This is a genomic window from Ereboglobus sp. PH5-5 (assembly GCF_029504805.1).
Taxonomy (GTDB): Bacteria; Verrucomicrobiota; Verrucomicrobiia; order Opitutales; family Opitutaceae; genus Ereboglobus.
On sequence record NZ_JAQFIT010000017.1, the window covers coordinates 17,328 to 44,319 of the forward strand.

Here is a 26,992-nt window from a genome sequence, read left to right on the forward strand (position 1 = left end):
TTCGGAGTGCGGAATGCGGAATTTCGGAGACGGGGTTAGCGGCGGGTGCGGACCTTGGGGTAGGTTTCCATCGGGGGCGTGGTGGAAACGCGCGCGGGTTTTGCGGGCGCGGCGGCGGCGGGGTTGGAGGCCTCGGCGAGCTGGCGCTGGAGGCTTTTGAAGCGGAATGCGAAGGGGCGCCAGCCGATGCCGGGTGTTTTTTGCGCGCCGACGACACCGCGGAAAAGCGCGCGGCGCTTGTGCCCGCCCACGCGCTCGCCGCTGTAAATCGGGCCGACGTGAAACTCGCGCAGGCCGGGTTCGCGGCGGTGCGTGATGACGTTCCAGAGAAAGCTGTGGCGCGTGCGGCCGGGCGCTTCCTGCTCGTAACGATAGAGCGCGAAGAGCGGCGTGTAGATCAGGCGCGTGGGTTCGTTTTGCGGGAGAAAGACCTCGAACGGGCTGAGTGCCTGGAGTTGTTTGCGGCCGCGTCCGTCGGTCCAGTAGGTGTAGAACGGCCAGAGGGAAATTTTGCGCGCGGGCTTGATGGCGTCGATGGCGGCTTTTTGCGCGGGCGTGGCGCCGGGCGGGACGAGGGGTTTTTGCGATACGCTGTTGTAGAGAAAATAGAAGAAGCGTTTTCGCACGTGGCTGTTGACCGTGTCGTCGGTGCGCTTGTGGTTCCAGAGCGGCCACATGACCCAGGTTTTTTCGCGTCCCTTGTGATTCGAATAGGTGTAGAACGGCGCCCAGCGGTTCACGCGATGTTCGGGGCCGCGGCCCTGGACGAAGAGCGGCCAGAAGTATCGGTTTTCTGAATACACATAGGGCTCGACGCGGCGCGAGCGTCCCCAAAAAAGCATGTAGCTGTCGGAGCGAAAACCGGGCGCGGTTTCGCGATAATAAAAGGGAAGCACGGCGAGGGCGCGTGCGGGATCGGCGGCGGGATTGTCGCGATTCCAGGTGGTGTTGTTAAAATAAAACGGCCAGAGGACGAAGGTGTTTTTGTAGAGGGGCGCGCCGGTCTCGATGTCGGTTTTTGTGTCGCGCCCGAAGAGCGGCCACACTTTCCAGCCGTCCGCGCCGCCGCCCGTGGTGCGGCGAAAAATCGGCCAGAGAACGGCGCGCGACGTGGTGCCGTTGCGCTCGGACCAGCCGTAGATGGGAAACAAAAACCAGCCGAGGCGATCCTGCAAAAGACGTCCGCTGACATTGCCGTAGACCGGAAACACGGCGCGGTAACTCGTCGCCGGATCGCCGGTGTTGTTGGAAAAATAAAACGGCCAGACGTCGAATTGGTTGTCGGCATCGTGGGCGGCGGTTTTGCGCGTGGCGGGGCCGTGCTCGTGATTGATGAGGTTAAAAATGTCCCAGCGGTAACCGTCGTCCTTCACTTTGCGCCAGTTGAAGAGCGGATAGAGAACGTGAAACTGGAGGAGCTGCCCGGAGGCGTCGCGCTTCTCGACATAAAGGGGACGAAACCCGCGCGCGACAACCGCACCGTCGTCGTAACGCGGACGCGCGACAAGCGGCTGGCGAAAAATCAGCGGCCCGATCGCGTTCCACGAGGCGGCGGGGGCGTTGGCGCGGGAAAGCGGATTGCCCGGTTCGGCGCGGCCAACCCAGAAAGGCGCGAGGTTGTTTTCAGCTCCGAAGACAAAAGGCCGGGATGCGGCGGGCGGCGGCGAAGCCTCCGGCTGAGCCGTGGCCGCCGTTTGTCCGGACGCGCGAATGCCCAGTCCCGCGAGGACTGCAAAAAAAACGAGGGCGGTTGCGCGCCGAGGCTGCATATTGGTGATGGTGCGGATGCGGAAAGTAGGCTTCAGAAGGTCGGACAGAAAACGAATCAACGGTAACACGACGCGCCGGGCAAATGTTATTAAACCGGGGCGGGCGGTCAAAATTCCTGTCAGACGGTCGCGAATTCGCCGGGTTCCAAAAGTTTTGGGATTGGTGCGCGGGCTTGCCGGACGCACACAGCTTCCAAATGTGCGGGTGCGGCAATGAGGCAAGTCGTTTGGATGATTTTGAATCAGCCGGGGGCTTCGCCCTGAAAAAACCACGGAGCGGTTGGGCTCCGTGGTCTGGTAAAAACAAAACTATGCGCGGTTGCGCTTACATCGCGATCTGCGGGCGGTCAGCCTTCGGCCAGTCGATGTGGAAGAACTTGCCGCGCTTCCGGTCAACGCGCTCGTAGGTGTGCGCGCCGAAATAATCGCGCTGGCCCTGGAGCAGGTTGGCCGGGGTGCGCTCGGCGCGGTAGCCGTCGTAGTAGGCGAGCGCCGAGCTGAAGGTCGGCACGCTGATGCCGTGCTCGACCGCGAGCGCGACGACTTTGCGCCAGTTGTCCTGCGCCTTCCGGATCGTCTTGTTGAAATACGGATCGAGGAGCAGGTTCGCGAGTTTCGGGTTTCCGCGGAACGCCTCGGTGATCTTTTGCAGGAACGCGGCGCGGATGATGCAGCCGCCGCGCCAGATTTGCGCGATCTGGCCGAAGTTGAGTTTCCAGCCATACTCTTTTTGCGCCTCGCGCATGAGCTGGAAGCCTTGCGCGTAGGAGCAGATTTTCGAGCAGTAGAGCGCGTCGTGGATGGCTTCGAGAAGGGCTTTTTTCGATCCGGTGTATTTTTTCGCCTTCGGGCCCTTGAGGATTTTCGAGGCGGCGACACGCTCGTCCTTCACCGCGGAGAGGCAGCGCGCGAAGACGGACTCGGCGATGGTCGGCGCGGGCACGCCCATGTCGAGCGCGTTGACCGAGGTCCATTTGCCGGTGCCTTTCTGGCCCGCCGTGTCGAGGATGATGTCAACGAGGGGTTTTTTTGTGACGGGGTCCTTTTGCTTGAGGATGTCGGCGGTGATTTCGATGAGGAAGCTGTCGAGCGCGCCCTTGTTCCATTGCGAAAAGACCTCGCCCATTTCGGGGGCTTTCATGCCGAGCACGCCCTTCATGATGGCGTAGGCCTCGCAGATCATCTGCATGTCGCCGTATTCGATTCCGTTGTGGACCATTTTTACGTAATGGCCGGCGCCGTTTTCGCCGATGTAGGTGGCGCAGGGCACGCCGCCCTTGACGGGTTTGCCGGCGGTCGCGCCGAGGAGGGGCTTGCCGGTTTTTTTATCCACCTTGGCGGCGATGGCGTTCCAGATTTTTTCGAGTTCCTTGTAGGCGGCCTTGTCGCCGCCGGGCATGAGGGCGGGGCCGAAGCGCGCGCCTTCCTCGCCGCCGGAAACGCCGGAGCCGATGAAGCGCAGGCCTTTTTCCTTGAGCGCCTTTTCGCGGCGGATGGTGTCCGTCCAGAGGGCGTTGCCGCCGTCGATGACGATGTCGCCCCGGTCGAGGAACGGCACGAGGCCGTCGATCACCGCGTCGGTGCCCTTGCCGGCTTGCACGAGGATGATCATCTTGCGCGGCCTGGCGAGGGACTTGACGAAGTCCTCGAGCGTTTTTGTGCCGACGATGCCGCCGGGCGTGGCGGGATTTTCGGCGACAAACTTGTCCACCTTTTCGGTGGTGCGGTTGTAAACCGAAATCTGGAAGCCGTGGTCGGCTATGTTGAGGGCGAGGTTTTGACCCATGACGGCGAGTCCGATGAGTCCGATGTCCGAGTATTCTTTAGGCATAATTAAAAAAAGTGAACAGGTGTGCGAATATTTATGATTTTATGGGAAAACTGAATCTTAAAATACCCCGGATTCCGTTTTTTGCCGCGGCGTTTTGTGATTTTTGGCAATTACTTTCCCGGCTGCGCGGGCGGGGGAGCGGGGGACGAGGGCTGCGGAAAAAAACGCGCCACGAAATCCACGATCGGCGTCATGAACGCCGGCTCATTTCTTTGGCGCACCCACTTGTAGCCGATCACGCCCAGAATGAACAAAACCAGCAGCAGCGTGGCGATCTGCCCGAGGCGCGCCGCTTTTTTGACCACCGTGAACAACAGAAACAGCACGCCCGCCGCGATGAGTGTTTTTACCCAAAAATCCACCGGCATTTCCATGAAGGTTTGGAAAACATGTTTGACGGTTTCGGACATGGTTTGTGCAAAATTGAAACGTGCGCGAAGTGAAAGCCCGCATACATTGCGCAAAGGGTCCGTTGAAACAAGACATTGCGAACAGAAAACCTCCGCGCCATCTTCCCGTCATGAGCACCAACCCGGCCGCCGCGCGCCGCACGCAGCACAAAAAGCCCAGCTTCCCCATCGGCGAAAACCTGCGCCACTACCTCAAGCGTTACCGCCGCGAGCGCGAGCTGCCCGTCACCTACGAGCGCCTCCGCCGCTTCACCGAGTGCGCGCCCTACACCGACCCCGAGGGCAACATGACGCTCTGGGAAACCGTCGTCTATGACCACATGGAAATGGAGTCCATCCACGAGGGGCTGAAACACATTTACGCGCTCCTGCGCACCGACGGCGACATGTCCGTCATGCAGCATCTCTACGTGGACCGCATCGACTTTTGCGCGTTCGGCAACTCCGCGCCCTTCCGCGTGCGAATCGTCAACGCCTACAACGACAACCCCGACCACTTCTACGTCAAGAAGGGCGACGCCTCGCGCGTTTACGGCCTCGAGCTCGAGCATCTCCTTTCACCCAACCGCATGCACTTCATGACCTGTGGCAACACGCTCGTCGAGGAGCACGTCGCGGGCATTCCGGGCGACATCTTTGTCGAACGCTGGCTCGACCAGCGCTCCGAAATCAAGCCCATCCGCCTCGCCAAGGAACTCGTCAAGTTCAACGAACGCTGCTTCGTGCGCCTCCTCGGCGACATGCGCAGTTATAATTTTGTCGTCGTCATCACGCCCGATTTTGAGGGCGCGCAAATCCGCATCCGCGCGATGGATTTCGACCAGCAATCCTACGAGGGCCGCATGAACCTCTACCGTCCGCAGTTCTTCAAGGAAAACCAGTCGCTCGCGCTCTACTGCATGAAGCACCTCAATGTGGCCAGCGCGCGCCAGTATCAACGCGAGGAGCAGGCGCTCATGCTCCAGCGTGCCGACACCGGAGAGGAGCGCCTCAACGCCCTGCTCAGCGCCATGTCGCAAGCCGAAATCGCGCCGCATTCGCACGTCGTCGAGTTGCGCGAAGGTTTGGCCGCGCATTACGGCCGGCCGTCCTATTTGCACTGCAACACGATGGGCGAGCTCGTCATCGAAAACCTCACCTCCATCCGCCTCAATGTCGCCGCCCCCATTCCCAGCGAAACCCCGCGCAGCGACGAAGTGGAGTGATGCGGCAACGTTTGTGTTTCACATTCACGCCGCCACGATGAAATCCCCGACTTGTTTGCCGGCGTTTTGAAGCATGATGCGGAGGCGGTTCATCATGTTGGCCCCGCTCACGCCGCCGTCGAGGTCGAGAAGATGAGAACGGGCCGAGTTTTGTTGCTTTTAGGATTACTTCCTATGGCTCATCACGACTTCCAAACCAAGGGCTTTACCCCGTCGCGCTTGGCTTTGGCTCGGATTTGGCGTCCTACTTTTTTGAAAGCTCGCTCGGCACGAAGAATGAACTCGGGTGTCGGTTGTTTTTTCTTCGCGGACGCGTTGCTTGTTTTGGTTTTCATTATTTCAGCAATTCAACGGCTGCGTTTATGTCCGAAGATTCGGATGAGGCGAGTTGTTTTGCGGGGATGCGGGCATTGTCCCAAATCACCCAACGCGTGGCGAGGGGCGGGTAATCGGCGACAAGGTGTTCGCGACTGCGCATAAAGCGGCGGTTGATGTTTTTCGCAGGGTAAAATCAGCAAGCATCGCCCCATCGCATTTGTCCGTTGCCTTGAAACTCAATGTTGACAATCAAATCAAATACCCCACGTTTTCTGACGTGCGCTTCACATGGGACACGCAAAAGGAGCAGGACAACATCGCCTCGCACGGTGTTGACTTTTCCGAAGCGCAAAAGGCGTTTGACGACCCGCGCGCCCTTGTCGTTTTCGACGAGGCCCATGGCGGCAAAACGGAGCTGCGCTGGTGGCTTCTCGGCATGGTCGGCGCACGGGTTATGCTCGTGCGCCACACCCATCGCACGCCGGGAATCGTTCGCATCATCGGCGCGGGATACTGGCGAAAAGGAAAGGATTATTATGAAAACTACTGGAAAACGAATTCACTCTAAGCCCGCATTCGATGCGGATGGCTATCAGACCGGCATGAACACGCTGAACAACGAGGCGCTGCCCGCGCTTGATGGCGCGGCGTGGCGTCCGCTTCACGGCGGGGCGAGGCCGGGCGCGGGTCGCAAACCATCCGGACGCGAACCGATCACGCTGCGGCTGCGCCCGGTTGTAGCGCGCAAATTGCGCGCAGCTGCGAAACGCGAAAAGGTTTCGATCTCCGACATTGCCGAGCGGTGGCTTGCGGACGTGTGAACGGCATCTGTTCCCGTTGAGTCCAAATGGAAAATCAACAAAACTCGGCTCGTCCCCTTTTTCACTTTTCAAAAAAATAATCTTCTCAATCCTTCAATCTTCACGCGACAGCCCGTATAAACTTCCTTGGTATGTTTCCACGTCGAAAAAATTTATCTCTACAAGCTCGTGTCGGAAGCAGTCATGCAGGTCATTTGTTTTCAAGACGTCAAACACAACTTCTCGCAAGTGTAACAAAGCACCGTGTTTTTTTATAAGATCAACTTCCCGCTTCGTAGAATATAAAACATACACACCCGGCACTGAGCCTACAAAAACATATTTTGGCGGGATGTAACCCTCAAATATTTTGATAGACAAGCGATTGATTAGTTCTTTTTCGCATGCCCTTATTAATCTATTTAGTAAGTGAGCTCCGAGGTTGTATATGAAAACATACATGTTTGGAGAAAAATATTTTTCGTCGATGCCGTTGCGAACGCAACAGCGTGTCCATAATGATTGAATCTCCGCTGTTAAAGGGAAGGATCCATTCCAATTGCTATCATGTTCACTTACGGACAGCGATACGAATGCCTCATGTGTGGAAACATAAAGTTTAAGGCAGGGCTCGCATTGCCCTGATGTCTTACTGACGGCCTGAGAGTCGGCTTGCGCGACACTTGACACATATTTTACAAAAACCCCAAGACTTTTCAGCGAATCAATAAACTCATCAAAAATAATATGTTGGCTTACCCTCGTTTTAACTAAAACTTCGAGTTCCTCGTATATAAAAAAATTCTTGCTGAATATACCGGGCATATATTTTTTAATATTAAAGATGTGCTAATCACAACTGGCGATATTAAATTGTAGAAAAATAAAACCTAAGGAGATCGGTGTTGATTCTTCTCATTACGCCTTACGGCACATCACACAGAAACTGCGGCGGCCTGCTCGACTTGGTTGCGGGCGTTTTGGAGCATGAAGTGGAGGCGGTTCATCATGTTCGCCTCGCTGGCGCCGCTGTCCAAATCCAGGAAGAGGAGGCTCATGTCGGGATAGAGGTCGCGGATTCGTTTTTCTATTCCTTTTGACACGAGGTGGTTCGCTATGCAGCCGAAGGGTTGCAGGCTCACGGCGTTCATCACGCCGCGCTCGGCGAAGCCGGCCAGCTCGGCGGGGATCAGCCAGCCTTCGCCGTATTGCGAGGCGAGGTTAAGCACGCGCGAGGCCGACTTGGCCTGCTCGTAGGGGTTGTGCGAGGGGTGGAAATACGCGAAGGACGAGGCGGCGCGGTCGAACTTTTTCTCGACGCGGCGGATGAGCGCGAAGGCCGCCGTGTCCAAAAACGGGATGCGCGGCTTGTGCTTGAGGTGCTGCTCGATGTTGGTGCGGTGATTCGGGAATTCCTGGAGGAAGAACGTGGCGACGGAGGGCACCACCGCCTCGGCGCCCTGGTCGATGAGCCATTGGACGACGTTTTTGTTTCCGATGGAATTATACTTAACGTATATCTCGCCGACAATGCCGATGCGGGGGACGCGGCGGTCGTGGTCGCAGATGGCGTTGAAGTCGGCTGCGGCCTCGGCGAGAAGGCGGTAGAGCGCCTTGGTGTCGCGCACCGCCACGCGGGCGATGGCGGCCTGGATGTATTCGTCGCGGAGGCGCGCGGCGGAGCCGGGTTCGCGTTCGCGGGGCACGGAGGCGTAATACATCTGCGAGATGCGGTCGGCGTAGAAAACCGAGCCGATGATTTCGCTAAGGTTGCCGAGGAGCTTGAGTTTGAAACCGGGCTGGGTGTTCGAGACCGCGCCGCTCGATGTGCCGAGCGAGACGACGGGGATGTTGCCGTGACCGGTGGCGATCATCGCTTTTTTGATGAGGGCGATGTAGTTTGACGCGCGGCATTGTCCGCCGGTCTGGCTAATGCCGATGGCGATTTCGTCGGGTTTGTATTTGCCGCTGTTGAGCGCGCGGACGATGTCGCCGACGACGAGCGTGGCTGGGTAGCAGACTTCGTTGTTGGCGTATTTGAGGCCGAAGTCGATCGAGGCGGCGTCGCTCGGCGGCATGACTTCGCATTTGTATCCCATGAGCCCGAGAAGCATCGGGATGAAGGGCGAATAGACTTCCGAGAAAAACGGCAGGAGGATCGTGCGATGCCGGTCGGCCTCGGTGAAGATGGGCGTGGTGAGGGGTTGGGTGGATTGCGTGGGGAGCGCACGCGTCTCGCGTGCTGGCGAGGGCGGCCCGCCCTCGTCGCCGGATGGTGTTTGGCGAGACGCCAAACACGACACGCGAGACGCGTGTGCTCCCCGAGGGGATTCGCCGCGATACGCGAGGCTTTCGACGAGAGAGCGGATGCGCAGGCGGAGCGAGCCGAGGTTGCTGATGTCGTCGATTTTTAGAATGGTGTGGCTCTTGCCGTTTCGGCGGAGGATGTCACCCGCCTCGTCGATGATGAACGCGTCGGGGCCGCAGCCGAAGGAGGTGAGTTGCACGAAGTGCACGTTCGAGGGCGCCTCGGCAACCCAGCGAGCGGATTTGAGGATGCGGTTGGTGTAGGCCCATTGGCGGACACTGCCGGGGCCGCCGGCGTCGGTGTCGTCGTCGAGGCGCACGAGGTCTTCCGAAATCACATCGACGCCGAAGCCGGCGATCATGTCGGCGACTTTGTGCTGGATGAGCGGGTCGGCGTGGTAGGGGCGTCCGGCGAGGAGGATGGTGACGCGGTTTTCGGAGGCGGCGCGCGCGGCGATGGCGCGGGCTTTTTCGGCGAGGGTGCGGAAGTGTTCGGTTTGCGCGGCGAGCGCGGCGGCAAAGGCGCGCTCAAAGACGCGCGGGGCGACGCCGAGCGTCTTGGTCATGTAGTCGCGGCAGGCGCGTTCGAGGAGTTTGCGGTCGCGGAAGCTGAGCGTGGGCGCGTCGAGCGGGATGCCGTGCTTGCCCTCGGGGTTGATGGCGCTGCGGATGACGTCGGAGTAGCCGGTGACGATGGGGCAGTTGTAGGTGTTGACGGCGTTCTTGTCCTCCTGCTCCTCGTAGACGACGAAGGGCATGAGGATGCGGTCAACTTTGCGCGCGATGAGGTCGTAGATGTGTCCGTGGACGAGTTTCGCGGGGAAACAGATGTTGTCCGACATGACGGTGTGCACGCCTTTGCCGTAGAGCTCGAAGGTCGAGCGCGAGGAGAGCGTGACTTTCATTCCGGCGTGCGTGAGGAGCGCGTGCCAGAAGGGGTAGTTTTCGTAATAATTGAGCGCGCGCGGGATGCCGATGGTGATGGGATTTTCGATTTTCGATTCTCGATTTTCGATTGCTCCGGCCGCGGGTGACGGCGCGGTTCGTCCGAAGAGTTTGCTGTATTTGAAGGCGTAGATGTTTTCGCCTTTGCGGGTGTCGGCTCCGCGGTTGGTGAAGATTTTTTCGCACTTGTTGCCCGAGAAAAATGTGTTCGCGTTTGCGAAGGTGTATTTGCGGACAACGCATTTGTTTTCACAACCGGGGCAGGTGGTTTCCTCGGTGGTGGAGGTGGCGGGATGGGCTAAAGAAGAGAGAAGAGTGAAGGGTGAAGGGTGAAAATCCGATCCTTTGGAATTTGGAACTTGGGATTTGGGATTTGCACGCGAAGCGTGTATGGCGGCGCCATACGCGCCCATGAGTTCGGGCATGTCGGCGAAGGCGACGTCGCGGTCGGTGAGGTGCTCGAGCGCGCGGACGACGGCGTGGTTGCGCATGGTGCCGCCTTGGACGACGATGTGCGCGCCGAGGTCGTCCACGTTTTTTAATTTGAGAACTTTGTAGAGGCAGTTTTTGACGACGGAGTAGGCAATGCCCGCGGCGATGTCGGGCAACGTGGAGCCTTCGCGGAGCGATTGCTTGACCTTCGAGTTCATGAACACCGTGCAGCGCGTGCCGAGGTCGCAGGGATACTCGGCGGTGCAGGCGGAGGTGGCGAATTGCGCGGCGGTCTGGCCGAGGGTGTTGGCGAAACTTTCGATGAAGGAGCCGCAGCCGGAGGAGCAGGCTTCGTTGATGTCGAGGCGGACGATGGAGCCGTTTTCGATGAACGTGGCTTTCATGTCCTGACCGCCGATGTCGAGGATGAAGGTGACTTCGGGGTTGAGTTTGTGCGCGGCGAGGTAGTGCGCGATGGTCTCGACGAGGCCGCTGTCGAAATTGAACGCGGCCTTGATGAGGTCCTCGCCGTAACCGGTGACGGCGGCGCGGGCGAGGCGGAGCGCGGGGCGTCCGGCGGCGATGGCGGCGGCGTTGAGCCCGGCGAGGCCCTTGGCGACGACGGCGAGCGGATCGCCGGAGTTTTTTTCGTAGAAGGTGTGGAGGACGTTTTCGCGCGCGTCGGTGGCGACGATTTTTGTCGTCGTGGAGCCGGAGTCGATGCCGAGGTAGATTTCCCCGTTCTCGGGCAGGTCGGCAAAGTGTGCGCGCGGAAGCGCGTAGCGTTGCTTTTCGATTTTCCAGGCTTCGTGTTCGGCGGCGCTGTCGAAGAGCACGCGGAGCGGCTGGCCGTTGAGGAGCGGGCGTCCGGCGCGCGTGGTGTTGGCGAAGCGCGCGAGGAGTTCGTCGATGGTGATTGCGAGGCGCGGGGTGTCGGTCGCGAGCGCGCAACCGAGCGCGGGGATGAGCGCGGCGGCGTCGGGCACGACGCAATCGTCGTCGGTGAGGCCCATGACCTTGAGGCAGGCCTTGCGCAGCTCGGGGATGAACGCGAGCGGGCCGCCGCACAGGAGCGTGAGCGGCGCGATTTCGCGTCCGCGCGCGAGCGAGGTGACGAGTTGCAGCGCGACGGCGTGAAACACGGACGCGGCGATGTCGGCCTTGGAGACGTTGCGCGCGAGAAGATTTTGGATGTCGGTCTTGGCAAACACGCCGCAGCGCGAGGCGATGGGATGCAGGGCGGTTGAGTTTTTGGCGAGTTCGTTGAGCTCGGAAACTTCGCAGCCGAGGAGCGTGGCCACCTGGTCGATGAACGCGCCGGTGCCGCCGGCGCAGGAGCCGTTCATGCGGATGTCGGGCGCGCGGCCGGGCGAGAAGAAAATCATTTTCGCGTCCTCGCCGCCGATGTCGACGAGCGTGCGGATGTCGGGATAACGGCGCTGGGCAACCTCGCCCGCGGCGACGACCTCTTGGATGAACGGGATGCGGTAGGTTTCCGAGAGTCCCATGCCCGCCGAGCCGGTGACGGTGAGCGAGACAGGGGCGTTGCCGATGCGCGTGTCGCGCGCCTGCGCGAAAGCCGCGCGCAACGCGGCGGGCACGTCGGCGTTGTGGCGCCGGTAATCGGTGAAGAGGATTTCGCCCTCGGAATCGGTGATGACGATTTTAAGCGTGGTCGAGCCGACGTCGAGGCCGGCGAAAAGCGAGGGTGCTGGTTTGTCCGCGGGTGCAACTGTGTTAGCCGTGCTCATGGCTTGTGGATGCAGATGTGGTTGAGTTGGGGGTCAGGCGGCGGCGCGGGCGGCCTTGCGTCCGGAAACCGCCACCTTCGTTTTTGCGCGCGCGGTTTTGTTTTTTACGGAGGAAGACGCCGGCACGGCGGATGTGGCCGCGGCGCGTTTCATCGACGCAAACAGGGTTTGCATCATGGAAACGATGTAGGGCTTGCGCTCCATCATGAACGCGCGGAAGGCGTCGGGGTTGTTGTCGAAGAAAACCTCGTCGAGCGCGGGCTTGGCGAGGAATGGGAAAATGAGCATGCCGTAGAGGCTCGTGAAAATATGCGCGAGCGCGGCGTCGGTGTCGCCCTCGATGCAAAGCTCCTTGCCGATCTGGGCCTTGAGGCGCGAGACCTCGCCGAACTCGCCGCGCTTGTCGCGGAAGAGCTGCACGAGCACGCGCGGGTCGCGCTGGATTTCCATCACCATGAAATGCGGCAGGAGCGGGTCCTCGAGCAGGAGCGCGAGGTAGCCGTCCACGAGCAGGCCGGCTTTTTCGATGAGCGGGATGTCGAGCTCGATGAGCATGGCGACCTTGGGGATGAACTCGCCGACGGCGCTGTCGAGGATGGCGCGGAAAAGGGTGTCCTTGTTGCGGTAGTAATAGTGCAGGAGTGTGCGCGAGATTTTCGCCTCGGCGGCGATATCCTGCATGGTGGTGGCGCCGAGTCCCTTGCGGAGAAAAACGGTCTTTGCGGCGTGAAGTATGGTCTGTTCGGTCATCCGGTGCTTTTGTAAAGAGGTGGCGAAGGAGACGTATTTTGACACCTGTGTCAAACATGTTTGTCAAACAAATCTTGCAGGCAAAAAACGCGCCTTTTGGCTTACTTTTCGGGCTGATTGCCCTTGAGGACGAACCGCCACGGCTTGGCCGACCAGACGGGACCGGCGTAGTCGATGCCGATGCGCGGGGTGATGAGTATTTGTTTTTGGGATGCGCGAACCGGCGCCGGTGTGTCCTCGATCCAGAGGCCGCTGGCGGGATCGCAGGCGCAGGCGCCGTTGAGCGCGCGGTTGATTTTGAGGGCCTTGGTCAGGCGTCCGGGGCCGGTGACTCCGCCCGCGGCGCGGATGAGAATTGCGCTCGGGAAATCTTCGGGGCCGGTTACGAGGTTGAGCATTTCGTGCACGCCGTAGCAGAGATAAACATACCAGACGCCGCCGGCGCGATACATGACATCGGTGCGCGCGGTGCGGCCTTTCGATGCGTGGCAGGCGAGGTCGGTTTCGCCGTGGTAGGCCTCGGTCTCGGTGATGATGGCGCGTTGAGTTTCGCCGCCGGGCAGGCGACGGGCGAGTGTTTTGCCAATGAGTCGGCGGGCTAGGGAGACGGTGTTCTTGCAACGCAATGCCTCGGGAGACATCACGTTGCCTGCCCGGTTTGGTTTCGCTTTGATTGATTTGCCCATGCGCGTTCAGTCCACTGATTCAGTCACATTTTTGCGTCAACGCATCCTTCATGTCAAAACGCGTCCGTGTTTCAACACCGACGCGATGCCCGGGCTTGGCTTCCTCGTGAAGCATGTCTTGTATTGCCCGCAAAAATCGGCGCCGCGCCGCGCAATAATTCCCAATGATCATCACGCTTACCGGAAACCTCCTTGCTGAACGCACTTTCGAATTTGCCTCGTGGCAACCGGGCGGGACGCAGCGTGCCACGGCGGAGTCGTTTCAAGTCGGAGGGAAGGGCATCAATGTCTCGAAAATGCTCGCGAACCTCGGCGCGCCCACGCTCGCCGTCTGTTTCGCCGGCGGCGAAACGGGTGATGAATGCCTGCGCTGGCTGGAGGCGCGCGGCCTTCCGCATCATGCGTTTCGCGCGGGCGCTCCGACGCGCAGCGGCACGGTGGTGCGCGCGCCCGATCGCGCCGAGACGACTTTTCTCGGCGTCGATGTCGAGCCCGGCGAGGCCGCGTTTGCCGAATGCGCCGCGTGGCTCGACGCGCAACCGCCCTCGCACTCGCTCGCCATTTGCGGCAGTTTTCCCGGTTTGCTCGCGCCCGCGGGCGCGCTTTTGCGCGAGGCGATTGTCCGGCGCGTTGCGCACGGCAATGTCTTTGTCGATACCTACGGGCCGCCGCTCGCGTGGCTCGTCAATGAGCCGGTCGCGCTCGTGAAAATCAATCGCAACGAATTCGACCAGCTATGCGCCTCCGTGAAAAACCCGGAGCTGGCGCGCGCGCTTTCTCCGTCCAGCCCGATGCCTGACCGGCTTGCCGCCGCGTGCCGCAACTGGCCCGTTCGCGCCTGGGTGATTACCGACGGACCCGGTCCGGTGTGGCATGCCGGAACCCCGGCGGACGGACGCGCCCCCGTCCCCGGTTCGCATCAACCGCCGGCAATCCGCGAAGTTTCGGCGACCGGTTCCGGCGACGTGCTCTTTGCCGTGTTGCTGCATAATCTCAAAAACCGTCATTTTTCACTCGCAGACGCGGTTGCAAACGCCATACCTTACGCCTCGGCCAACGCCTCAACCTCAACCCTTGCAGAGATAAACGAAAAACAGGACTGAACCAACCGCCGACTTTCCGGTCTGACACAAAAATCGGGCAAACTTTAAATTCTCACCAACAACCAACACTCAACCGTTAAAAAACAGCCATGAACAAAGCCGTAATCGCAGCCGTCATCATCATCGCCCTGCTTGTCGGAGGCTACTTTGGTTACCAAAGCCATCAGACAAAAAAGGAGAAAGCACTTATTGAACAACGCATCGCGGACGAACAGGCCGCCCATGAGCGCGCCCTCGCCGAGGCCAAGAAAAACGCGGAAGCCGCCGCCGAGGCCGCCCGCCTCAACGACCTCAAGGCCAAGCAGGAAGCCGAGGCCGCCCAGCGTGAAATCGCCCGCTTGCGCGCCGAACAGGCCGCCGCCGAGGCCGCCCGCCGCAACGCCGAGGAACAAGTCCGCCTCGCCGCCGCCGAGCGCGCCCGCCTCGCCAAGGAAAAGGAGCAGGCCATCGGCGAAGCCCGCCGCATTGCCGAGCAGCGCGAGAGGGAAGCCGCCGCCGCCGAGGCCGCCCGCAAGGCCACCCTCGAAAAACTTGCCGCCGCCGAGGCCGCCCAGCGCGCCGCCGCTGACCGCGAGGCCGCCCGTCTCGCCGCGCTTCAGACGCAGCAGGCCGTCGAGCGCGAACAGGCCCAAACCGTGGTCGCCAAGACCCGGGCCGAATACGAGGATCGCGCCGTTTACAACACCGACTACAAGCGCCGTTCGCACTACAACCTCAGCGTTGAAATGAAAAACGCCGAGACGGAAGGCCAATAACCCGCAAACGCAACCGGTGCGAAACCGGCGGGGATCCAAAAATGCCCAAAACGCCGCCGCGCGTCCCTCAAAAAGGGGCGGCGGACGGCTTTTCTGATGTTTTTGGCAAATAATCCTTGCTACCGTTTGCGCCGGGCTTCTTATTCCGACCTTTTATTTTCACATGAAAGCCATTATTAAAACGCAAGGACAGCAGTTCGCCGTGACCGAAGGCGACATCCTCGTCGTCAACCGCTATCCCAAGACAGAAGCCGGTAACACGGTTGAGATCAAAGAGGTGCTCTCCGTCGGCGAAGGCGATTCTTTCCGCGTTGGCACGCCTCTCATTGAAGGCGCAACCGTCACCGCCAAAATCCTTGAAAACAAGCGCGGCGATAAAATCGTCGTCTTCAAGAAAAAGAAACGCAAAGGCATGGAGCGCAAACAAGGCCACCGCCAGGAACTCTCCGTGATCAAAATCGAATCAATCAAAGCATAAGGAACAGTCATGGCGCACAAAAAAGGTCAGGGAACATCCTCCAACGGACGCGAGAGCCATTCGAAACGACTCGGCGTGAAGAAATTCGGCGGCGAGTCCGTTATTGCCGGAAACATCATCGTCCGGCAGCGCGGCACCAAGCTCCACGCCGGCCGCAATGTCGGCACCGGCCGCGACTGGACGCTCTTCGCCCTCAAGGACGGCAAGGTCGTTTACGACAAGCCGCACCGCAAGGTCTCCGTCGAATAAGACGTAAACGCGAAGCATCCGCGCAACACGCGCAACCCATTTCAAACGCAGCCCGAGGGCTGCGTTTTTTTATTTTGCGGGGTTGGCTCGCCCATCCTTTGCGGGCTTGCGGGCAGGGCGGTTTCGCCGTTTCAAGCGATAGCGACAGTCCGCCAATCGCCGCGTTTTGCACTTTTTTCACCGGCACCCGCGATTCCCGGCGCGCTTGGCGAAACGGCTCGACTTCGCGGCAACCCTTTCCATTCTCGGGGTTAACCCCCGTCCTCCCCATGCACATCCCCCCGCTTCGCCTGCTTGCGTCCAAATTGTCGCTGCTGTTGTTTGTTTTCTTGCTCGCACCGGTCGCGCTCATCGCCAGCGATGACGCCGCGCGCATCGAGCAACTCCGTGCCGAGATCGCGCGCCACGACGACCTTTATTACAAATCCGCCACGCCGGAAATTTCCGACACCGAATACGACGCGCTCAAACGCGAGCTGCGCGAACTCGAGGCCGCCAATCCCGCGCTCGCCTCCAGGCAATCGCCCACGCGCCGTGTCGCAGGCGACGGGCACGACAGTTTTTTCAAGCGCCGTTCGCACATCGCGCCCATGCTCAGCCTTGAAAACACCTATGACGAGAATGCCGTTCGCGCCTTCGACCGGAAAATCCGCAAGCAGCTCGCGTCCCCGCCCGGTGCGGTCGCCACGCTTCAATATGTCGTCGAGCCAAAAATCGACGGCGCGGGCATCAACATCGTTTATGAAAACGGAAAACTCACCCAGGTGGTCACGCGCGGCGACGGCGCGGAAGGGGATAACATTGTCGCCAATGTGCGGGCCGCGCGCGCGCTGCCCGAGCAGCTCGTTGACGACGGCAACGGCCTGCCCTCATTCATCGAAATACGCGGTGAAATCTACATGCCGCTCGCCGATTTCAACCGCATCAACGCGCAACGCGCCGCCGGGGGCCGCCCGCTTTATGCCAACGCGCGCAATCTCGCCGCCGGAAGCATGAAGCTGCACGATCCCGCCGAGGTGGCGCGACGCGGCCTGCGTGTTTTTGTCTATGGCATCGGAGCGTGCGAACCCGGCGCCGGGATGCGCAAGCCCATTGCCAGCCAGGGCGAATTGCACGCGCGCTTTCGCGCGTGGGGTTTGCCCGTTATGGAAAAAACCTGGGTTGCCGACTCCCCGGAAAAACTGCTCGCGGCAATTAACGAGCTTTCCGCCATGCGTCCGCAACTCGCGTATCTGATCGACGGAGCGGTCATCAAGGTTGACGGTTTTGCGGCGCAAAACCGGCTCGGCTCGGGCTCCACCGCGCCGAATTGGGCGATCGCCTACAAATACTCGCCGCGCAGTGTCGAGACGCGCGTGCGCGCCATCACGCTCCAAGTCGGACGCACCGGCGCGATCACTCCCGTCGCGGAGCTGGAGCCCGTGATGCTCGCGGGCACAAAAATCACGCGCGCCTCGCTCCACAATCCGCGCGAAATGGTGCGCAAGGGCATCGGTGTCGGAGACATTGTGGTGATCGAGAAGGCGGGCGAAATCATCCCCGAAATTGTGCGCGTGAAAACCGAGGCGCGCTCGCCGGAGAATCCCATCGCACCGTTTTCGTTTCCAAAAAATTGCCCCGAATGCGGCACGCCTCTTGTCGGCTCGGGCGACGCCGGTGATGAAATTGCGAACCGCTGCCCCAACACACAATGCGCCGGGCAGGTGAAGCGCCGCATCGCGCATTTCGCGTCCAAACAATGCGTCAACATCAGCGGACTTGGCGAGGCGACGGTTGGAAAACTTGTGGACGGCGGCCTCGTGCGCGACGCCGCCGGCCTTTACGAATTGGAGGCGTCGCAAATTGCAAAAACAATCAGGAGCGAAAAAACCGCCGCGCGTTTGCACGCCTCCATCGCCGCCAGCCGCCGCGCGGATTTGTGGCGCGTGATCGCCGGGCTCGGCATCCCCGACGCGGGCGCGGCGACGGCGCGGGCGCTTGCAAAAAAATACGATTCACTCGCGGCGTTCATCGCGGCGGACGAGGCCTCGCTTGCCGCGATTTCGGGCGTCAACAAAAAGTCCGCCGCCAGCGTCGCCGCATGGCTTGCCGACCCGGCCAACCGCGCGCTTGTCGAGCGACTCGACAAGCACGGCCTCGGTGCGCGCAAACGGTAGGGCGGTTTCGCTGTTCGTGGCGCGGGCTGGCAAGCCTGCCTCGGAAAAAATGCACGATTGACGGAAGGCAGACTTGGTGGTTCGCGCTACGTTTTGGCTCGTTTGCCGGTTTGTTTTTCCTACGCGCTCCGGCTTGGAGCGGTGTCGGCGGCGCGCGCAATCGCATCCGCCATGAACTTTTTCTGCGCGGAAACGAGCGCGGCGTTTGGCGCGTGCGCGACGGGCGCGTAGTTTCCATTTGAGCGCAATTCGCGCGCGTTTTCGTTGTCGGCCATCTCGGTCGGGAAAAAGCGGCTGGTTATCCATTCGCGAATCGCGGGCGCGTCGATCGGATAAAGCACCTCGACGCGGCGGAAAAAGTTGCGCGGCATCCAGTCGGCGCTGCCGGCGTAGATGAGCGGCGCGGAATCGATGTCGTCGCCGTTGTTGTTCTCGAAATAAAACACGCGGGCGTGCTCGAGGAAACGGCCCACGATGCTGCGCACGCGGATGTTTTCGCTGCGTCCGCGGATGCCGGGCACGAGGCAGCAGATGCCGCGCACGATGAGGTCGATCTTCACGCCCGCGCGCGAGGCGGTGTAGAGGTTGTCGATCGTCTCCTGGTCAACGAGCGAGTTCATCTTGGCCATGATGCGCGCGGGGCGGCCGGCGGCGGCGTTGGCCGCCTCCTGGAGAATGAGTTCCTGCATGCGCTCGTGCATTCCGAAGGGCGCGACGATCAACCGGTCAAACGCGGGCGAGCGGCTGAAGCCGGTGAGCGTGTTGAACAGGTTTGCGGCATCCGCGGTGATGGTTTCGCGCGCGGTGAAAAGGCTGAGGTCGGTGTAGAGGCGCGCGGTGTTCGGGTTGTAATTGCCGGTGCCGAGGTGGACGTAGCGGCGGAGCGCGTCGCCCTCGCGCCGGACGACGAGCGAGCATTTGCAATGCGTCTTGTGCCCGACCAGGCCATACACGACGTGCACGCCGGCGTCCTCAAGCTGGCGCGCCCACTGGATGTTGTTGGCCTCGTCAAAGCGCGCCTTGAGCTCGACGAGCGCGGCGACTTGCTTGCCGTTGCGCGAGGCCTCGATGAGCGCGCGCACAATGGGCGAGTCGCCGCTGGTGCGATACAGGGTTTGCTTGATGGCGAACACCTGCGGATCGCGCGCGGCATACGAAACAAAGTCGACGACCGGCGCGAAGCTGTCATACGGATGATGCAGCATCACGTCCTGCTCGCGCAGGATTTCGAAAATGTTTTTGCTGTCGGTGTGATTGGCCCTCGTGTTTCCGGCGGCGGGGATGTCCGGGTTTGCGAGCGCGAGCGGCGAGCAATTCACCGGTGTGAAGGAGGGATACTTGAGCTCGGGCCTGTCGATGGCGGTGAGGCTCATCAGGCGGAAAAGGTTGAGCGGGCCGCGCAGGCGGAAAACGTATTCGGGCGCGATTTTCAGGTGCGAGCAAAGGGTGCGGTAGATGAAGCCGGGCGCGTGGTCCTCGATCTCAAGGCGCACGGCGGCGCCTCGCCGCAGATTGCGGAGCTGTTCCTCGATGTGCTTGAGCAGGTTGTCCGACTCTTCGTCGTCGATGTAGAGGTCGCTGTTGCGCGTGACGCGAAAGGCGCATGTGTCGCTGATTTCGTAACCGGGGAAAAACGAGGACGCGCACAGCTTGATGATTTCGCTCAGGAAAATGTAATTCGGCGACTCATCGTCGGCGAGCGTGATGGGCACGAGCCTGGGCAGAATGCGCGGCACGGGAAGGATTGCGATGCGCGGTTCGTTGTCGTCGGGCTCCCCGCCGCTGGATTCCCCGGCGAGCGTGACGAGGACGTTGAGCGTCTTGTTGCCGAGCTGCGGAAATGGATGCGCCTGGTCGATGGCGAGCGGCGTGACAACGGGCAAAACCTGCTCGTAGAAATACGCCTGTATCCACGCGAGCTCGGCGGGGCGTAGGTCGCGCGCGGTTTTTATGACGATGCCGTTTTTTGCGAGCGCGGGGACGAGTTCGCGGCGCCAGCAGCGGTATTGGTCCTCGACGAGCGCGGCCACGAGCGCGTGGATGCGGCGCAACTGCTCCTTCGGCGAAAGGCCGTCGGCCGTCGGCTCGGTGATGCCGGACTCGACTTGTTGGATGAGGCCGGAGACGCGAATCTCAAAAAACTCGTCGAGGTTGGAGCTGACGATGGCGAGAAACTTCACTCGTTCGAGAAGCGGATTTTTCGCGTTGCGCGCCTGGTCGAGCACGCGGCGGTTGAAGGCGAGCCATGAGAGCTCGCGGTTGAAATACGCGCCGCGCCGGGTCGTGCGTTTGCGCCCGGTCGATTTGCGCTTGCGGCGCTTGGACGCGGCGGACTGGCCCGTCGCGCGCGAAGAGTTTTTGCGTTGTGCGTTTGTCTGCATTCCGGCGTCTGGTGAAGTTAAGTGAACTGAGGCGGCAGGTTAGTGATCGCGCGCGCCCAATCCACACAAAACAAACCGCGCGCGCGAATCGTGCGTTGTCGCACAGACATGCAAACACCGCAAAAGTGCGCATTGTTCATGCGCGGCAAAAAAACGCCGCCGACTTGCGGTCGGCGGCGTGGAAAAGCAGGCGGATGGATTTAAGAATTTATCTAATTTGCCCTGTTCTTTTTATCCCCCTTCGACGCTTTGCCGCCTTTCTTTTCCTGCTTGGCGACGATCCGATCCTTGATCGCCTCATAGGCCTCATTGGTGATGATATTTTTGCTCTTGAGCTGGGTCTTGTTGTTGTAGGGACGGCCTGCGATAATTTTGTTCGCGGTGGCGGCATCGATTCCGGGCAGCGAGGCCAGTTGTTCTGCGGAGGCACGGTTGATGTCGATTTTAGCGGGCCCCTTGGCCTTGCTGGATTTCTTTTCGGTTTTTGCGGGCGCGGCATTTTGCGCATTGACCACGACCGGCGTGGCAACCAAGGCAAATGCAAAGCAGATCGAGGCGAGCTTGATGAGGAGTTTCATGGTGGGTAATGGGTTGACTGAAGCAACGGCATCAATGTCACAGATATTGTGTGTTTGAAAGAAAATTAAGCGCCGCCCGAAAAACGGCGCTCCATTTGCCAAAAAATGCCGCCGATGAATTGTGTGAGATATCTGCAACGCGCGCGTGTTTTTTGACAGTGTAGCGCAAAAAACTTGTTCGGTTTTGCTAAGCTTTGGGATTATATGGGCAAAAGAACATGCCGACTGATGCTGAACTTCTTTGTGCGTATGCCGGAAAACATTCCGAGGCGGCTTTTACCGAATTGGTGGAGCGGCGCGTCGGCTTTGTTTATAACGCGGCGCTGCGCCAGCTGGCGGGCGATGCGCACATGGCGCATGATGTGACGCAAATCGTTTTTTCGCTTGTCGCCAGAAAGGCGGCGGCGCTTGCGTGTCACGAGTGTTTGTCCGGCTGGCTTTACACGACGACAACGCATGTGGCCCGGCGCGCACTGCGCGATGCGCGAAGCCGGCAAAAACGCGAGCAGGAGGCGGTTATCATGAGCGAGATCCAAAAAAGCGAGCCGACCATGCCGGAGGCTGAGTTTGCGAAGTTGCGTCCACTGCTCGATGATGCGCTCGGCGCATTGCGGGACGGCGAGCGCGAGGCGGTATTGTTGCGTTTTTTCGACAAATGCAGTTTTGGCGAAATCGGCGCAAAACTGAAAATGTCGGAGGACGCCGCGCGGATGCGCGTGTCGAGGGCGGTCGAAAAAATGCGCACTGTGTTTGCGAAGCGCGGCGTGACATCCTCGGCCGCGGCGGTGGGGACGCTGATGACGGCGGAGGCGGCGGCAGGCGCGCCTGCGGGCCTCGCGGTGACGGTGTCAGCGGGCGCGGTTGCGGCAACAGGCGCGAGCCTTGCGGTTGCCGCCGTATGGGGAGGCATCCTGTCTTTTATGGGCTCCGCAAAAATAACAATGATCACCTTGGCCGTGTTGTGTGTTGCAGGTGGCACGGCATTTTGCGTGACACACCAAGAGCGCGCAGCCGGGGCGAGACTGCGGCAGGCAAAGGATAAAAACAGCAAACTGGTCGAACAACTGGCCGCAGCCAAACGAAAGGTAAATCTTCAAAAAAATCGCGCGCCCGCCGATGTTCGACCACCGCCGTGGGACTCGCCTGAATACGCCGAGGCCGCGCGCATCGCCGGGGAGAAACTTTTGGCCGAGCATCCAGAGATCAGGATGAAATTGGATGCAGTGGGAAGATCATCGAATTATGCCAAAACGTATCGCGTGGCGGATGAGCTGGGATTGACCGCCGGGCAGCGTGCCGCGCTGATTGATGCCTGCACCCCAGGACTTAGCATGTCGTTGCGTGATGTGCCGGGATATGGGGCGGTTATAATTGGAGGTAGAAATTCTAGCGATTCAGGAAAATCGGGGGAGGAAATGGCTGGCAGGATTCGCGATTTGTTGGGGATCGAAGGTTTTGAGAAATACAATGAGATAGCGGATCGGCATTTTAAATATGCGAGATATTCGCGCACGATGGCGTCGGCGCTTTATTTCACGGAGATGCCTTTGGCGGGCGAGCAAGCGCGGGCGCTGGAGCGGGTTTGTTCCGACCTGCGGGAGGCGCAGGCCGACCCCGTTGACAAGGCGGTTTGGTGGGATGCCTTGGAGTGGCAGTCACAGTCGTTTTTATCGGAGGCGCAGATGGTCGCTTTGCGCAAAATGAAAGAACGCCTTCAGTCAAATTATGAGGGGCAGTTGCGACAGGAAGAGCAATCGAAACGGCGGAAGAACCGGATAAAATGAAAAGACGCGCTCAAATAAGAAACGCCGTTTTTGTAGTATTCGCTGTTGTCGCGATTGCAGTCGCGAGCGTGTGGACAAAGCGCGCGCTGCACGCCGGGCTTGCACATAACGCGGCGCGCAAAGATTTGGAGGCAAAGAATCTCGCGCTCATCGAGCAAATCCGGCAGATCGGGGTTGTTCGGACGGCTACCGCTTTGGGTGCGGATCCGGCGCAATCGGATGAAGTGCGCAATGCTCGGGAGGAACGACGTCGGAAATTGCGCGAGAGCGCCCAATCGCGGGTCAAGGCACTCAACGAACGGCTGGAAAACGACAGGGTGTTTGCGATCAATTATTACGCGGAAAAACGCGCGGATGTTGATATCAACTACGGACCGTTTCTTCACAGTATTCGGGTGACCGCCGCGCAGCGCGACGCGATTGCCGAGGCTTTGTTTGCGCGCGACATGCGCATTGATTTGCTGATGGGTCGAGTGCGCGTCGGCGAGGTGGTTCCTGATGGCGCAGCTTCTCGAGAGGCAAGGGAGACTGCCAACAATGAGTTGCGCGAGAGCGTCGCGGCGATTGCCGGCGAGGACACGGCGCAGGCCTTTGACCGCTACGAACGGGCGCGGCCTGCGTGGAATTCTGTGAATCTGCTTGCGACGGAGCTGGCTTTAACAACATCACCCTTGAGTTTGGAGCAGGCCGCGAATTTGGCGTCGGCGATTGCGGAAGGTAGCGAACCTTATCGAAACGGCGACAAGATGTTGGCGCATAAAATTGACTGGGAGAGTGTGGACGCGAAGGCGCGGGCATTTTTGGACGACACCCAGTTCGAATATTTCTCCAAGGCGCAAACCATGGTGCCCGGCGGCGTGGCAAGGCAGCAAGACGAGTTTACTCAGGCAATCGACAGTCTTCGCGAGAAGGTGAAGAGCGAATGAATAAAAAACGCGAACCGTTGCGGGTTCGCGTTTGGGAAAGGGTGGGGGCCGAGCTGGTGCTCAGCGTTCCCGGGGTGCTTCGCCGCGTCGTCGGAGGCACCGATGCGAATCGCCTTCACGTAAATCCCTAAGTCGGAAGTCGAGGAAATTAACCGTTTGCTGAAGGGGCGTTTCCGGCGAAAAAATAAATTCACCCACGAGAATTACTTGGCCAAGATTGCCAGATTCCGATTAGTGTTAATCCAAGCAATATAGCGAGGCCGATTGTGGCGAGCCTATTTCGGTGTTTGTATTGGTTGTATATTATCGCGACCAATCCCGCTGTCGCCATAGCCGCGAGCAACCATTTGAGCAAGTCGCTATATTGCAGCCGGGACATACTGGACAGCGCGGTTTGTCTCGGCGCGAGCACTGATAACAATGTGACGCCGAAGCCCGTGAGGAATAAACTAACAATATACTGCAACGTGTTGCGGGTTAGGGAGGCGACCAGCATCAGCGCGAGGGCAATCACAAGCAGCCGAGGGAAAAGCAAAACAATTGCCTGCGCGTTTTTTGTATCCTGAAACCACCCGTTTCCCACCAATCCGCATATTTTTGCCATCGATAGCGACAAAATTGGGGCGATTGCGCAGAACAGGACAACTACTATAAATTTTGATAAAAACAACTGCGCCCCGGACACCGGTCGGGTCATCCAAAATTCCGATGTGCCGGACGGAGGCGCGTCGTGAACGATGAGTGACACAAAACTCACCCACATCACCCATGTCAGGGATCCCAAGAACACCATGTGCATCCCCGCGCCATCTAGAAAATCGTGTGCAAAATATATAAATGCCGCCACCATCCACAACAGGATCAACAAGGCAAACCGGCGCAGGTCCCTATAAACAAAAGCTCGAATGACATTCATAATGTTTTGGTTCCTTTCCTTGGAGCGGCGTTTTTTACCACCACCATATAAATTTCCTTCAATGACATGGGTTGCAGTATGAAAGAACCCGATGGCCACGCAGTGCGATAGTCGGACTCCGTTTGCGGCGAGAAATCAGTTTCGATCCACCGAGCCTGCGTTCCGGCGCGCTCGAATCCGATGCATGTGCGCGGTAGATCAGAAGGTGCGCCGGTGAAGGTTGACGCTTCCACGCGTCGGAATCTCGATCTTAGCGAATCCACCTGCTCGTTTATCAACAGCGCGCCCGATTCTATAATTACTGCCGTTTCAACAAGCCGTTCCACGTCGTCAATATCGTGCGACGAAACGAGTAGCGCCCATTCGCCTGTGCCGGCGAGTTCGAGGATACCGTGCGTGAGCTCGTCGCGCACTACGGGATCGAGTCCGCTGAAAGGCTCGTCGAGCACGATCAGCTTGGGCCGGTAGGCGAGCGAGGAGAGCAGCATCGCCTTCATGCGCATGCCGCGCGAGAGGTGCGCGAGCTTGCGCTCCGGCGGCAGTTCGAAGCGCGCGAGCAGGCGGGTTTCAAGATCAACGTCCCACTTCGGGTAAAGTTTGCGGCAGAAATCAAGAAGACCGCGCACGGTCATTCCGGCGGGGAGCTTTTGGTTTTCGGAAACATAGCCGATTTGCTGAAACTCCGCCGGACTGAGTTTGCGCGAGTCCGTGCCGAGCACGGTGGCGCTGCCTCCGGACGGGCGCAACAGGTTCATGAGTATTTTGAGCGTGGTTGTCTTGCCCGCGCCGTTCGGGCCGAGAAGCGCGCACGCGCCGCTTGGAGAAACGGAGACCGTGAGCGAGCGCACCGCCTCCGTTTTGCCGTAGTTATGGGACAGGTTATGGGTTTCGATTATATTCATGTGGAGGGGAATTATGGGATCACGCGCCGCCGATTTTTTTCCAGTGCTTGTCGATGGCGGCCTTCAACTCGGCGGATGTGATGCCGAGAGCCGAGGCCTCGACGACGAGGCGCTCGATCTCGGCGTTGAGAAATGCCGTCTTTTCCCGGCGGCTGCCGCCGGGCTGCGCGGCGACTGTGGTTCCGACGGCGGGCGTCGCGATGAGTGTGCCCTCGGAGACGAGCGCAGCGACGATTTTGTGCGCGGTGTTCGGGTTTATTTTGAGCTCCATGCTCAGCTGCCTGACCGACGGGAACGGATCGCCCGCAGCGAGCCGGCCGGTGGCAACGGCCTTTTTTACCGCGAACACAACTTGTTCCGCGATGGGCAGGCCGGGTTTGATTTCCACGGGGAAGGGGAGCATGGGATTGTTTTTTGAAAAAACGGGTTGGTTGTCAACTGTTCTACTTGAAGTAGAACAGATGGGACAGTATGTGCAAGAAAAAATCACACAAACGTGCCGCGGTCAAAACAACGCCAGGGATCGAAGTTGCGGGCTCCGGGTTTTTATTTGCCTGGGTTCAATACTCCGAAGCTCGCTTCGGCTTGGCTGGTGGGACGACCTTCGTGTCGTCCGGGTTTGGAAGCAAAGGTCTTTTGTTGTTCGCGGGCCGGACAGCGCCGGTCCATCCAACGCCCGGAGATTGCTCCGGGGATCTTTACAGATAAAAAAACGCGAACCGTTGCGGGTTCGCGTTTGGGAAAGGGAGGGGGCCGAGCTGGTGCTCAGCGTGGCCGGCTCACTTTGCCGCGGCTGCGGCGTTGATGAGTTCGAGGAAGCTGCGCGATTCGAGCGCGGCGCCGCCGATCAGGCCGCCGTCGATGTCCTTTTGCGCGAGGAGCTCGGGCGCGTTGGCGGGTTTCATCGAGCCGCCGTAGAGGATGCGGATTTTTTGCGCGAGGGCCTCGCCGTAGAGTTTGGTGAGGAGTTCGCGGATGAAGGCGTGGACTTCCTGAGCCTGCTCGGTGGTGGCGACTTTGCCGGTGCCGATCGCCCAGACGGGTTCGTAGGCAATGACGACGTTTGTGATGTCGTCATTGGACACGCCCTCGAGCCCAACTTCGACTTGCGTCTGCACGACTTTGAGCGTGGTGCCGGCTTCGCGCTCGGCGAGGGTTTCGCCAACGCAGAGGATGGGCTTGAGCTGGTTCTTCAGCGATGCGGTGACCTTCTTGTTAATGAAGGCGTCGGTTTCGCCGAAGTAGCTGCGGCGCTCGCTGTGGCCGAGGAGGACGTAGGAGGCGAAGAGGTCGCGGAGCATGGCGGCGGAAATTTCGCCCGTGTAGGCTCCGCCGGCTTCGTGGTGCATGTTTTGCGCACCGAGTTTGACGCTGGAGCCGTCGACGATTTTGCCGACGGTTTCAAGCGCGGTGAAGGGCGGGCACACGACGATGTCCACGTCCGTGTTGCGGCCCGCGGCGGCGACGATTTCCTGCGCGAGGGGCGCGGCTTCGGTCGCGGTTTTGTTCATTTTCCAATTTCCGGCGATGAGTTTTTTTCGAATCATGATGGTGTAATAA

General features: G+C 59.9%; 24 protein-coding genes. 10 read left to right on the forward strand and 14 right to left on the reverse strand.

Features of this window, described 5'->3' with window-relative positions; all coding sequences use genetic code 11:
* Positions 1–35 precede the first annotated feature (35 nt).
* The 3 genes from M2103_RS11445 to M2103_RS11455 form a co-directional block, all read right to left on the reverse strand.
* A complete protein-coding gene (locus tag M2103_RS11445; RefSeq protein ID WP_277510684.1) occupies positions 36–1,769 on the reverse strand; it encodes a hypothetical protein in 1,734 nt (577 codons plus the stop codon).
* 325 nt (positions 1,770–2,094) lie between these two features.
* On the reverse strand, positions 2,095–3,600 hold the full coding sequence (gndA, locus tag M2103_RS11450) for an NADP-dependent phosphogluconate dehydrogenase (RefSeq protein WP_277510686.1): 1,506 nt from the start codon (positions 3,598–3,600) through the stop codon (positions 2,095–2,097).
* 110 nt (positions 3,601–3,710) lie between these two features.
* Positions 3,711–4,010 carry a hypothetical protein gene (locus M2103_RS11455; protein WP_277510687.1) on the reverse strand — a complete coding sequence of 100 codons (300 nt, stop codon included), beginning with the start codon at positions 4,008–4,010 and terminating at the stop codon, positions 3,711–3,713.
* Positions 4,011–4,120: 110 nt separating this feature from the next.
* Here M2103_RS11455 and M2103_RS11460 point away from each other — a divergent pair, with 110 nt between their 5' ends.
* Complete coding sequence (locus M2103_RS11460; RefSeq protein ID WP_277510689.1) at positions 4,121–5,215, forward strand: hypothetical protein; 1,095 nt, start codon at positions 4,121–4,123, stop codon at positions 5,213–5,215.
* A 334-nt stretch (positions 5,216–5,549) separates the two neighbouring features.
* On the opposite strand, the gene M2103_RS11465 is transcribed toward M2103_RS11460, so the two are convergent.
* Positions 5,550–5,693 (reverse strand): hypothetical protein, encoded by a 144-nt coding sequence (locus M2103_RS11465; protein WP_277510690.1) that lies wholly within the window; start codon positions 5,691–5,693, stop codon positions 5,550–5,552.
* Between the two features lie 69 nt (positions 5,694–5,762).
* On the opposite strand from M2103_RS11465, the gene M2103_RS11470 reads away from it, so the two are divergent.
* The gene (locus M2103_RS11470; protein ID WP_277510691.1) at positions 5,763–6,101 is read left to right on the forward strand and encodes a BrnT family toxin; all 339 of its coding nucleotides are present in this window, start codon (positions 5,763–5,765) and stop codon (positions 6,099–6,101) included.
* 34 nt (positions 6,102–6,135) lie between these two features.
* Positions 6,136–6,354: a hypothetical protein gene (locus M2103_RS11475; protein ID WP_277510692.1), complete on the forward strand. Its 219-nt coding sequence runs from the start codon at positions 6,136–6,138 to the stop codon at positions 6,352–6,354.
* Between the two features lie 93 nt (positions 6,355–6,447).
* Here the strand turns inward: M2103_RS11475 and M2103_RS11480 are convergent, their stop codons facing one another.
* From M2103_RS11480 to M2103_RS11495, 4 genes are all read right to left on the reverse strand, one after another.
* The gene (locus M2103_RS11480) at positions 6,448–7,158 is read right to left on the reverse strand and encodes a hypothetical protein (protein WP_277510693.1); all 711 of its coding nucleotides are present in this window, start codon (positions 7,156–7,158) and stop codon (positions 6,448–6,450) included.
* Positions 7,159–7,268: 110 nt separating this feature from the next.
* A complete protein-coding gene (locus M2103_RS11485) occupies positions 7,269–11,768 on the reverse strand; it encodes an acyl-CoA dehydratase activase-related protein (RefSeq protein ID WP_277510695.1) in 4,500 nt (1,499 codons plus the stop codon).
* Between the two features lie 33 nt (positions 11,769–11,801).
* Positions 11,802–12,518, reverse strand: coding sequence for a TetR/AcrR family transcriptional regulator (locus M2103_RS11490; RefSeq protein ID WP_277510697.1), 717 nt, complete (start codon positions 12,516–12,518; stop codon positions 11,802–11,804).
* A 101-nt stretch (positions 12,519–12,619) separates the two neighbouring features.
* Entirely contained in the window at positions 12,620–13,159 is a 540-nt protein-coding gene (locus M2103_RS11495; RefSeq protein WP_277510698.1) for a DNA-3-methyladenine glycosylase, read from the reverse strand.
* Positions 13,160–13,368: 209 nt separating this feature from the next.
* Between M2103_RS11495 and M2103_RS11500 the strand changes: the two genes are divergently transcribed.
* The 5 genes from M2103_RS11500 to ligA all read left to right on the forward strand — a co-directional run bounded on the left by M2103_RS11500 (position 13,369) and on the right by ligA (position 17,945).
* Positions 13,369–14,307 carry a PfkB family carbohydrate kinase gene (locus M2103_RS11500; protein WP_277510700.1) on the forward strand — a complete coding sequence of 313 codons (939 nt, stop codon included), beginning with the start codon at positions 13,369–13,371 and terminating at the stop codon, positions 14,305–14,307.
* An 89-nt stretch (positions 14,308–14,396) separates the two neighbouring features.
* Positions 14,397–15,062, forward strand: coding sequence for a chromosome partitioning protein ParA (locus M2103_RS11505; protein WP_277510702.1), 666 nt, complete (start codon positions 14,397–14,399; stop codon positions 15,060–15,062).
* Between the two features lie 163 nt (positions 15,063–15,225).
* A complete protein-coding gene (gene rplU / locus M2103_RS11510) occupies positions 15,226–15,540 on the forward strand; it encodes a 50S ribosomal protein L21 (RefSeq protein WP_277510703.1) in 315 nt (104 codons plus the stop codon).
* A gap of 9 nt (positions 15,541–15,549) precedes the next feature.
* Complete coding sequence (rpmA, locus tag M2103_RS11515) at positions 15,550–15,789, forward strand: 50S ribosomal protein L27 (protein ID WP_108824681.1); 240 nt, start codon at positions 15,550–15,552, stop codon at positions 15,787–15,789.
* A gap of 269 nt (positions 15,790–16,058) precedes the next feature.
* Entirely contained in the window at positions 16,059–17,945 is a 1,887-nt protein-coding gene (gene ligA / locus M2103_RS11520; protein ID WP_277510704.1) for an NAD-dependent DNA ligase LigA, read from the forward strand.
* 119 nt (positions 17,946–18,064) lie between these two features.
* Here ligA and ppk1 read toward each other — a convergent pair whose 3' ends face one another.
* A complete protein-coding gene (gene ppk1, locus M2103_RS11525; RefSeq protein ID WP_277510705.1) occupies positions 18,065–20,326 on the reverse strand; it encodes a polyphosphate kinase 1 in 2,262 nt (753 codons plus the stop codon).
* A gap of 212 nt (positions 20,327–20,538) precedes the next feature.
* The gene (locus M2103_RS11530; protein WP_277510706.1) at positions 20,539–21,006 is read right to left on the reverse strand and encodes a helix-hairpin-helix domain-containing protein; all 468 of its coding nucleotides are present in this window, start codon (positions 21,004–21,006) and stop codon (positions 20,539–20,541) included.
* A 116-nt stretch (positions 21,007–21,122) separates the two neighbouring features.
* Between M2103_RS11530 and M2103_RS11535 the strand changes: the two genes are divergently transcribed.
* Both M2103_RS11535 and M2103_RS11540 read left to right on the forward strand, forming a co-directional pair.
* Positions 21,123–22,688, forward strand: coding sequence for a sigma-70 family RNA polymerase sigma factor (locus tag M2103_RS11535; protein ID WP_277510707.1), 1,566 nt, complete (start codon positions 21,123–21,125; stop codon positions 22,686–22,688).
* Positions 22,685–23,614: a hypothetical protein gene (locus M2103_RS11540; RefSeq protein WP_277510708.1), complete on the forward strand. Its 930-nt coding sequence runs from the start codon at positions 22,685–22,687 to the stop codon at positions 23,612–23,614. The genes M2103_RS11535 and M2103_RS11540 overlap by 4 nt, the downstream gene beginning before the upstream one ends.
* A 190-nt stretch (positions 23,615–23,804) precedes the next feature.
* Here the strand turns inward: M2103_RS11540 and M2103_RS11545 are convergent, their stop codons facing one another.
* The 4 genes from M2103_RS11545 to tpiA form a co-directional block, all read right to left on the reverse strand.
* Positions 23,805–24,530, reverse strand: coding sequence for a hypothetical protein (locus M2103_RS11545; RefSeq protein WP_277510709.1), 726 nt, complete (start codon positions 24,528–24,530; stop codon positions 23,805–23,807).
* Positions 24,527–25,432: an ABC transporter ATP-binding protein gene (locus tag M2103_RS11550; RefSeq protein WP_277510710.1), complete on the reverse strand. Its 906-nt coding sequence runs from the start codon at positions 25,430–25,432 to the stop codon at positions 24,527–24,529. The genes M2103_RS11545 and M2103_RS11550 overlap by 4 nt, the downstream gene beginning before the upstream one ends.
* A gap of 19 nt (positions 25,433–25,451) precedes the next feature.
* The gene (locus M2103_RS11555) at positions 25,452–25,835 is read right to left on the reverse strand and encodes a GntR family transcriptional regulator (RefSeq protein ID WP_277510711.1); all 384 of its coding nucleotides are present in this window, start codon (positions 25,833–25,835) and stop codon (positions 25,452–25,454) included.
* Between the two features lie 376 nt (positions 25,836–26,211).
* Positions 26,212–26,979 (reverse strand): triose-phosphate isomerase, encoded by a 768-nt coding sequence (gene tpiA / locus M2103_RS11560; protein WP_277510712.1) that lies wholly within the window; start codon positions 26,977–26,979, stop codon positions 26,212–26,214.
* Between the last annotated feature and the right edge of the window lie 13 nt (positions 26,980–26,992).

Bases quoted from the DNA above. Each gene is read 5' to 3' on its own strand.
- M2103_RS11455 (WP_277510687.1), bottom strand. From the start codon at position 4,010: ATGTCCGAAACCGTCAAACATGTTTTCCAAACCTTCATGGAAATGCCG.
- M2103_RS11465 (WP_277510690.1), bottom strand. From the start codon at position 5,693: ATGCGCAGTCGCGAACACCTTGTCGCCGATTACCCGCCCCTCGCCACG.
- M2103_RS11495 (WP_277510698.1), bottom strand. From the start codon at position 13,159: ATGTCTCCCGAGGCATTGCGTTGCAAGAACACCGTCTCCCTAGCCCGC.
- ligA (WP_277510704.1), top strand. From the start codon at position 16,059: ATGCACATCCCCCCGCTTCGCCTGCTTGCGTCCAAATTGTCGCTGCTG.
- M2103_RS11490 (WP_277510697.1), bottom strand. From the start codon at position 12,518: ATGACCGAACAGACCATACTTCACGCCGCAAAGACCGTTTTTCTCCGC.
- M2103_RS11445 (WP_277510684.1), bottom strand. From the start codon at position 1,769: ATGCAGCCTCGGCGCGCAACCGCCCTCGTTTTTTTTGCAGTCCTCGCG.
- gndA (WP_277510686.1), bottom strand. From the start codon at position 3,600: ATGCCTAAAGAATACTCGGACATCGGACTCATCGGACTCGCCGTCATG.
- M2103_RS11555 (WP_277510711.1), bottom strand. From the start codon at position 25,835: ATGCTCCCCTTCCCCGTGGAAATCAAACCCGGCCTGCCCATCGCGGAA.
- M2103_RS11485 (WP_277510695.1), bottom strand. From the start codon at position 11,768: ATGAGCACGGCTAACACAGTTGCACCCGCGGACAAACCAGCACCCTCG.
- ppk1 (WP_277510705.1), bottom strand. From the start codon at position 20,326: ATGCAGACAAACGCACAACGCAAAAACTCTTCGCGCGCGACGGGCCAG.
- M2103_RS11480 (WP_277510693.1), bottom strand. From the start codon at position 7,158: ATGCCCGGTATATTCAGCAAGAATTTTTTTATATACGAGGAACTCGAA.
- rplU (WP_277510703.1), top strand. From the start codon at position 15,226: ATGAAAGCCATTATTAAAACGCAAGGACAGCAGTTCGCCGTGACCGAA.
- tpiA (WP_277510712.1), bottom strand. From the start codon at position 26,979: ATGATTCGAAAAAAACTCATCGCCGGAAATTGGAAAATGAACAAAACC.
- M2103_RS11545 (WP_277510709.1), bottom strand. From the start codon at position 24,530: ATGAATGTCATTCGAGCTTTTGTTTATAGGGACCTGCGCCGGTTTGCC.
- M2103_RS11540 (WP_277510708.1), top strand. From the start codon at position 22,685: ATGAAAAGACGCGCTCAAATAAGAAACGCCGTTTTTGTAGTATTCGCT.
- M2103_RS11550 (WP_277510710.1), bottom strand. From the start codon at position 25,432: ATGAATATAATCGAAACCCATAACCTGTCCCATAACTACGGCAAAACG.
- M2103_RS11460 (WP_277510689.1), top strand. From the start codon at position 4,121: ATGAGCACCAACCCGGCCGCCGCGCGCCGCACGCAGCACAAAAAGCCC.
- M2103_RS11475 (WP_277510692.1), top strand. From the start codon at position 6,136: ATGAACACGCTGAACAACGAGGCGCTGCCCGCGCTTGATGGCGCGGCG.
- M2103_RS11500 (WP_277510700.1), top strand. From the start codon at position 13,369: ATGATCATCACGCTTACCGGAAACCTCCTTGCTGAACGCACTTTCGAA.
- rpmA (WP_108824681.1), top strand. From the start codon at position 15,550: ATGGCGCACAAAAAAGGTCAGGGAACATCCTCCAACGGACGCGAGAGC.
- M2103_RS11505 (WP_277510702.1), top strand. From the start codon at position 14,397: ATGAACAAAGCCGTAATCGCAGCCGTCATCATCATCGCCCTGCTTGTC.
- M2103_RS11535 (WP_277510707.1), top strand. From the start codon at position 21,123: ATGCCGACTGATGCTGAACTTCTTTGTGCGTATGCCGGAAAACATTCC.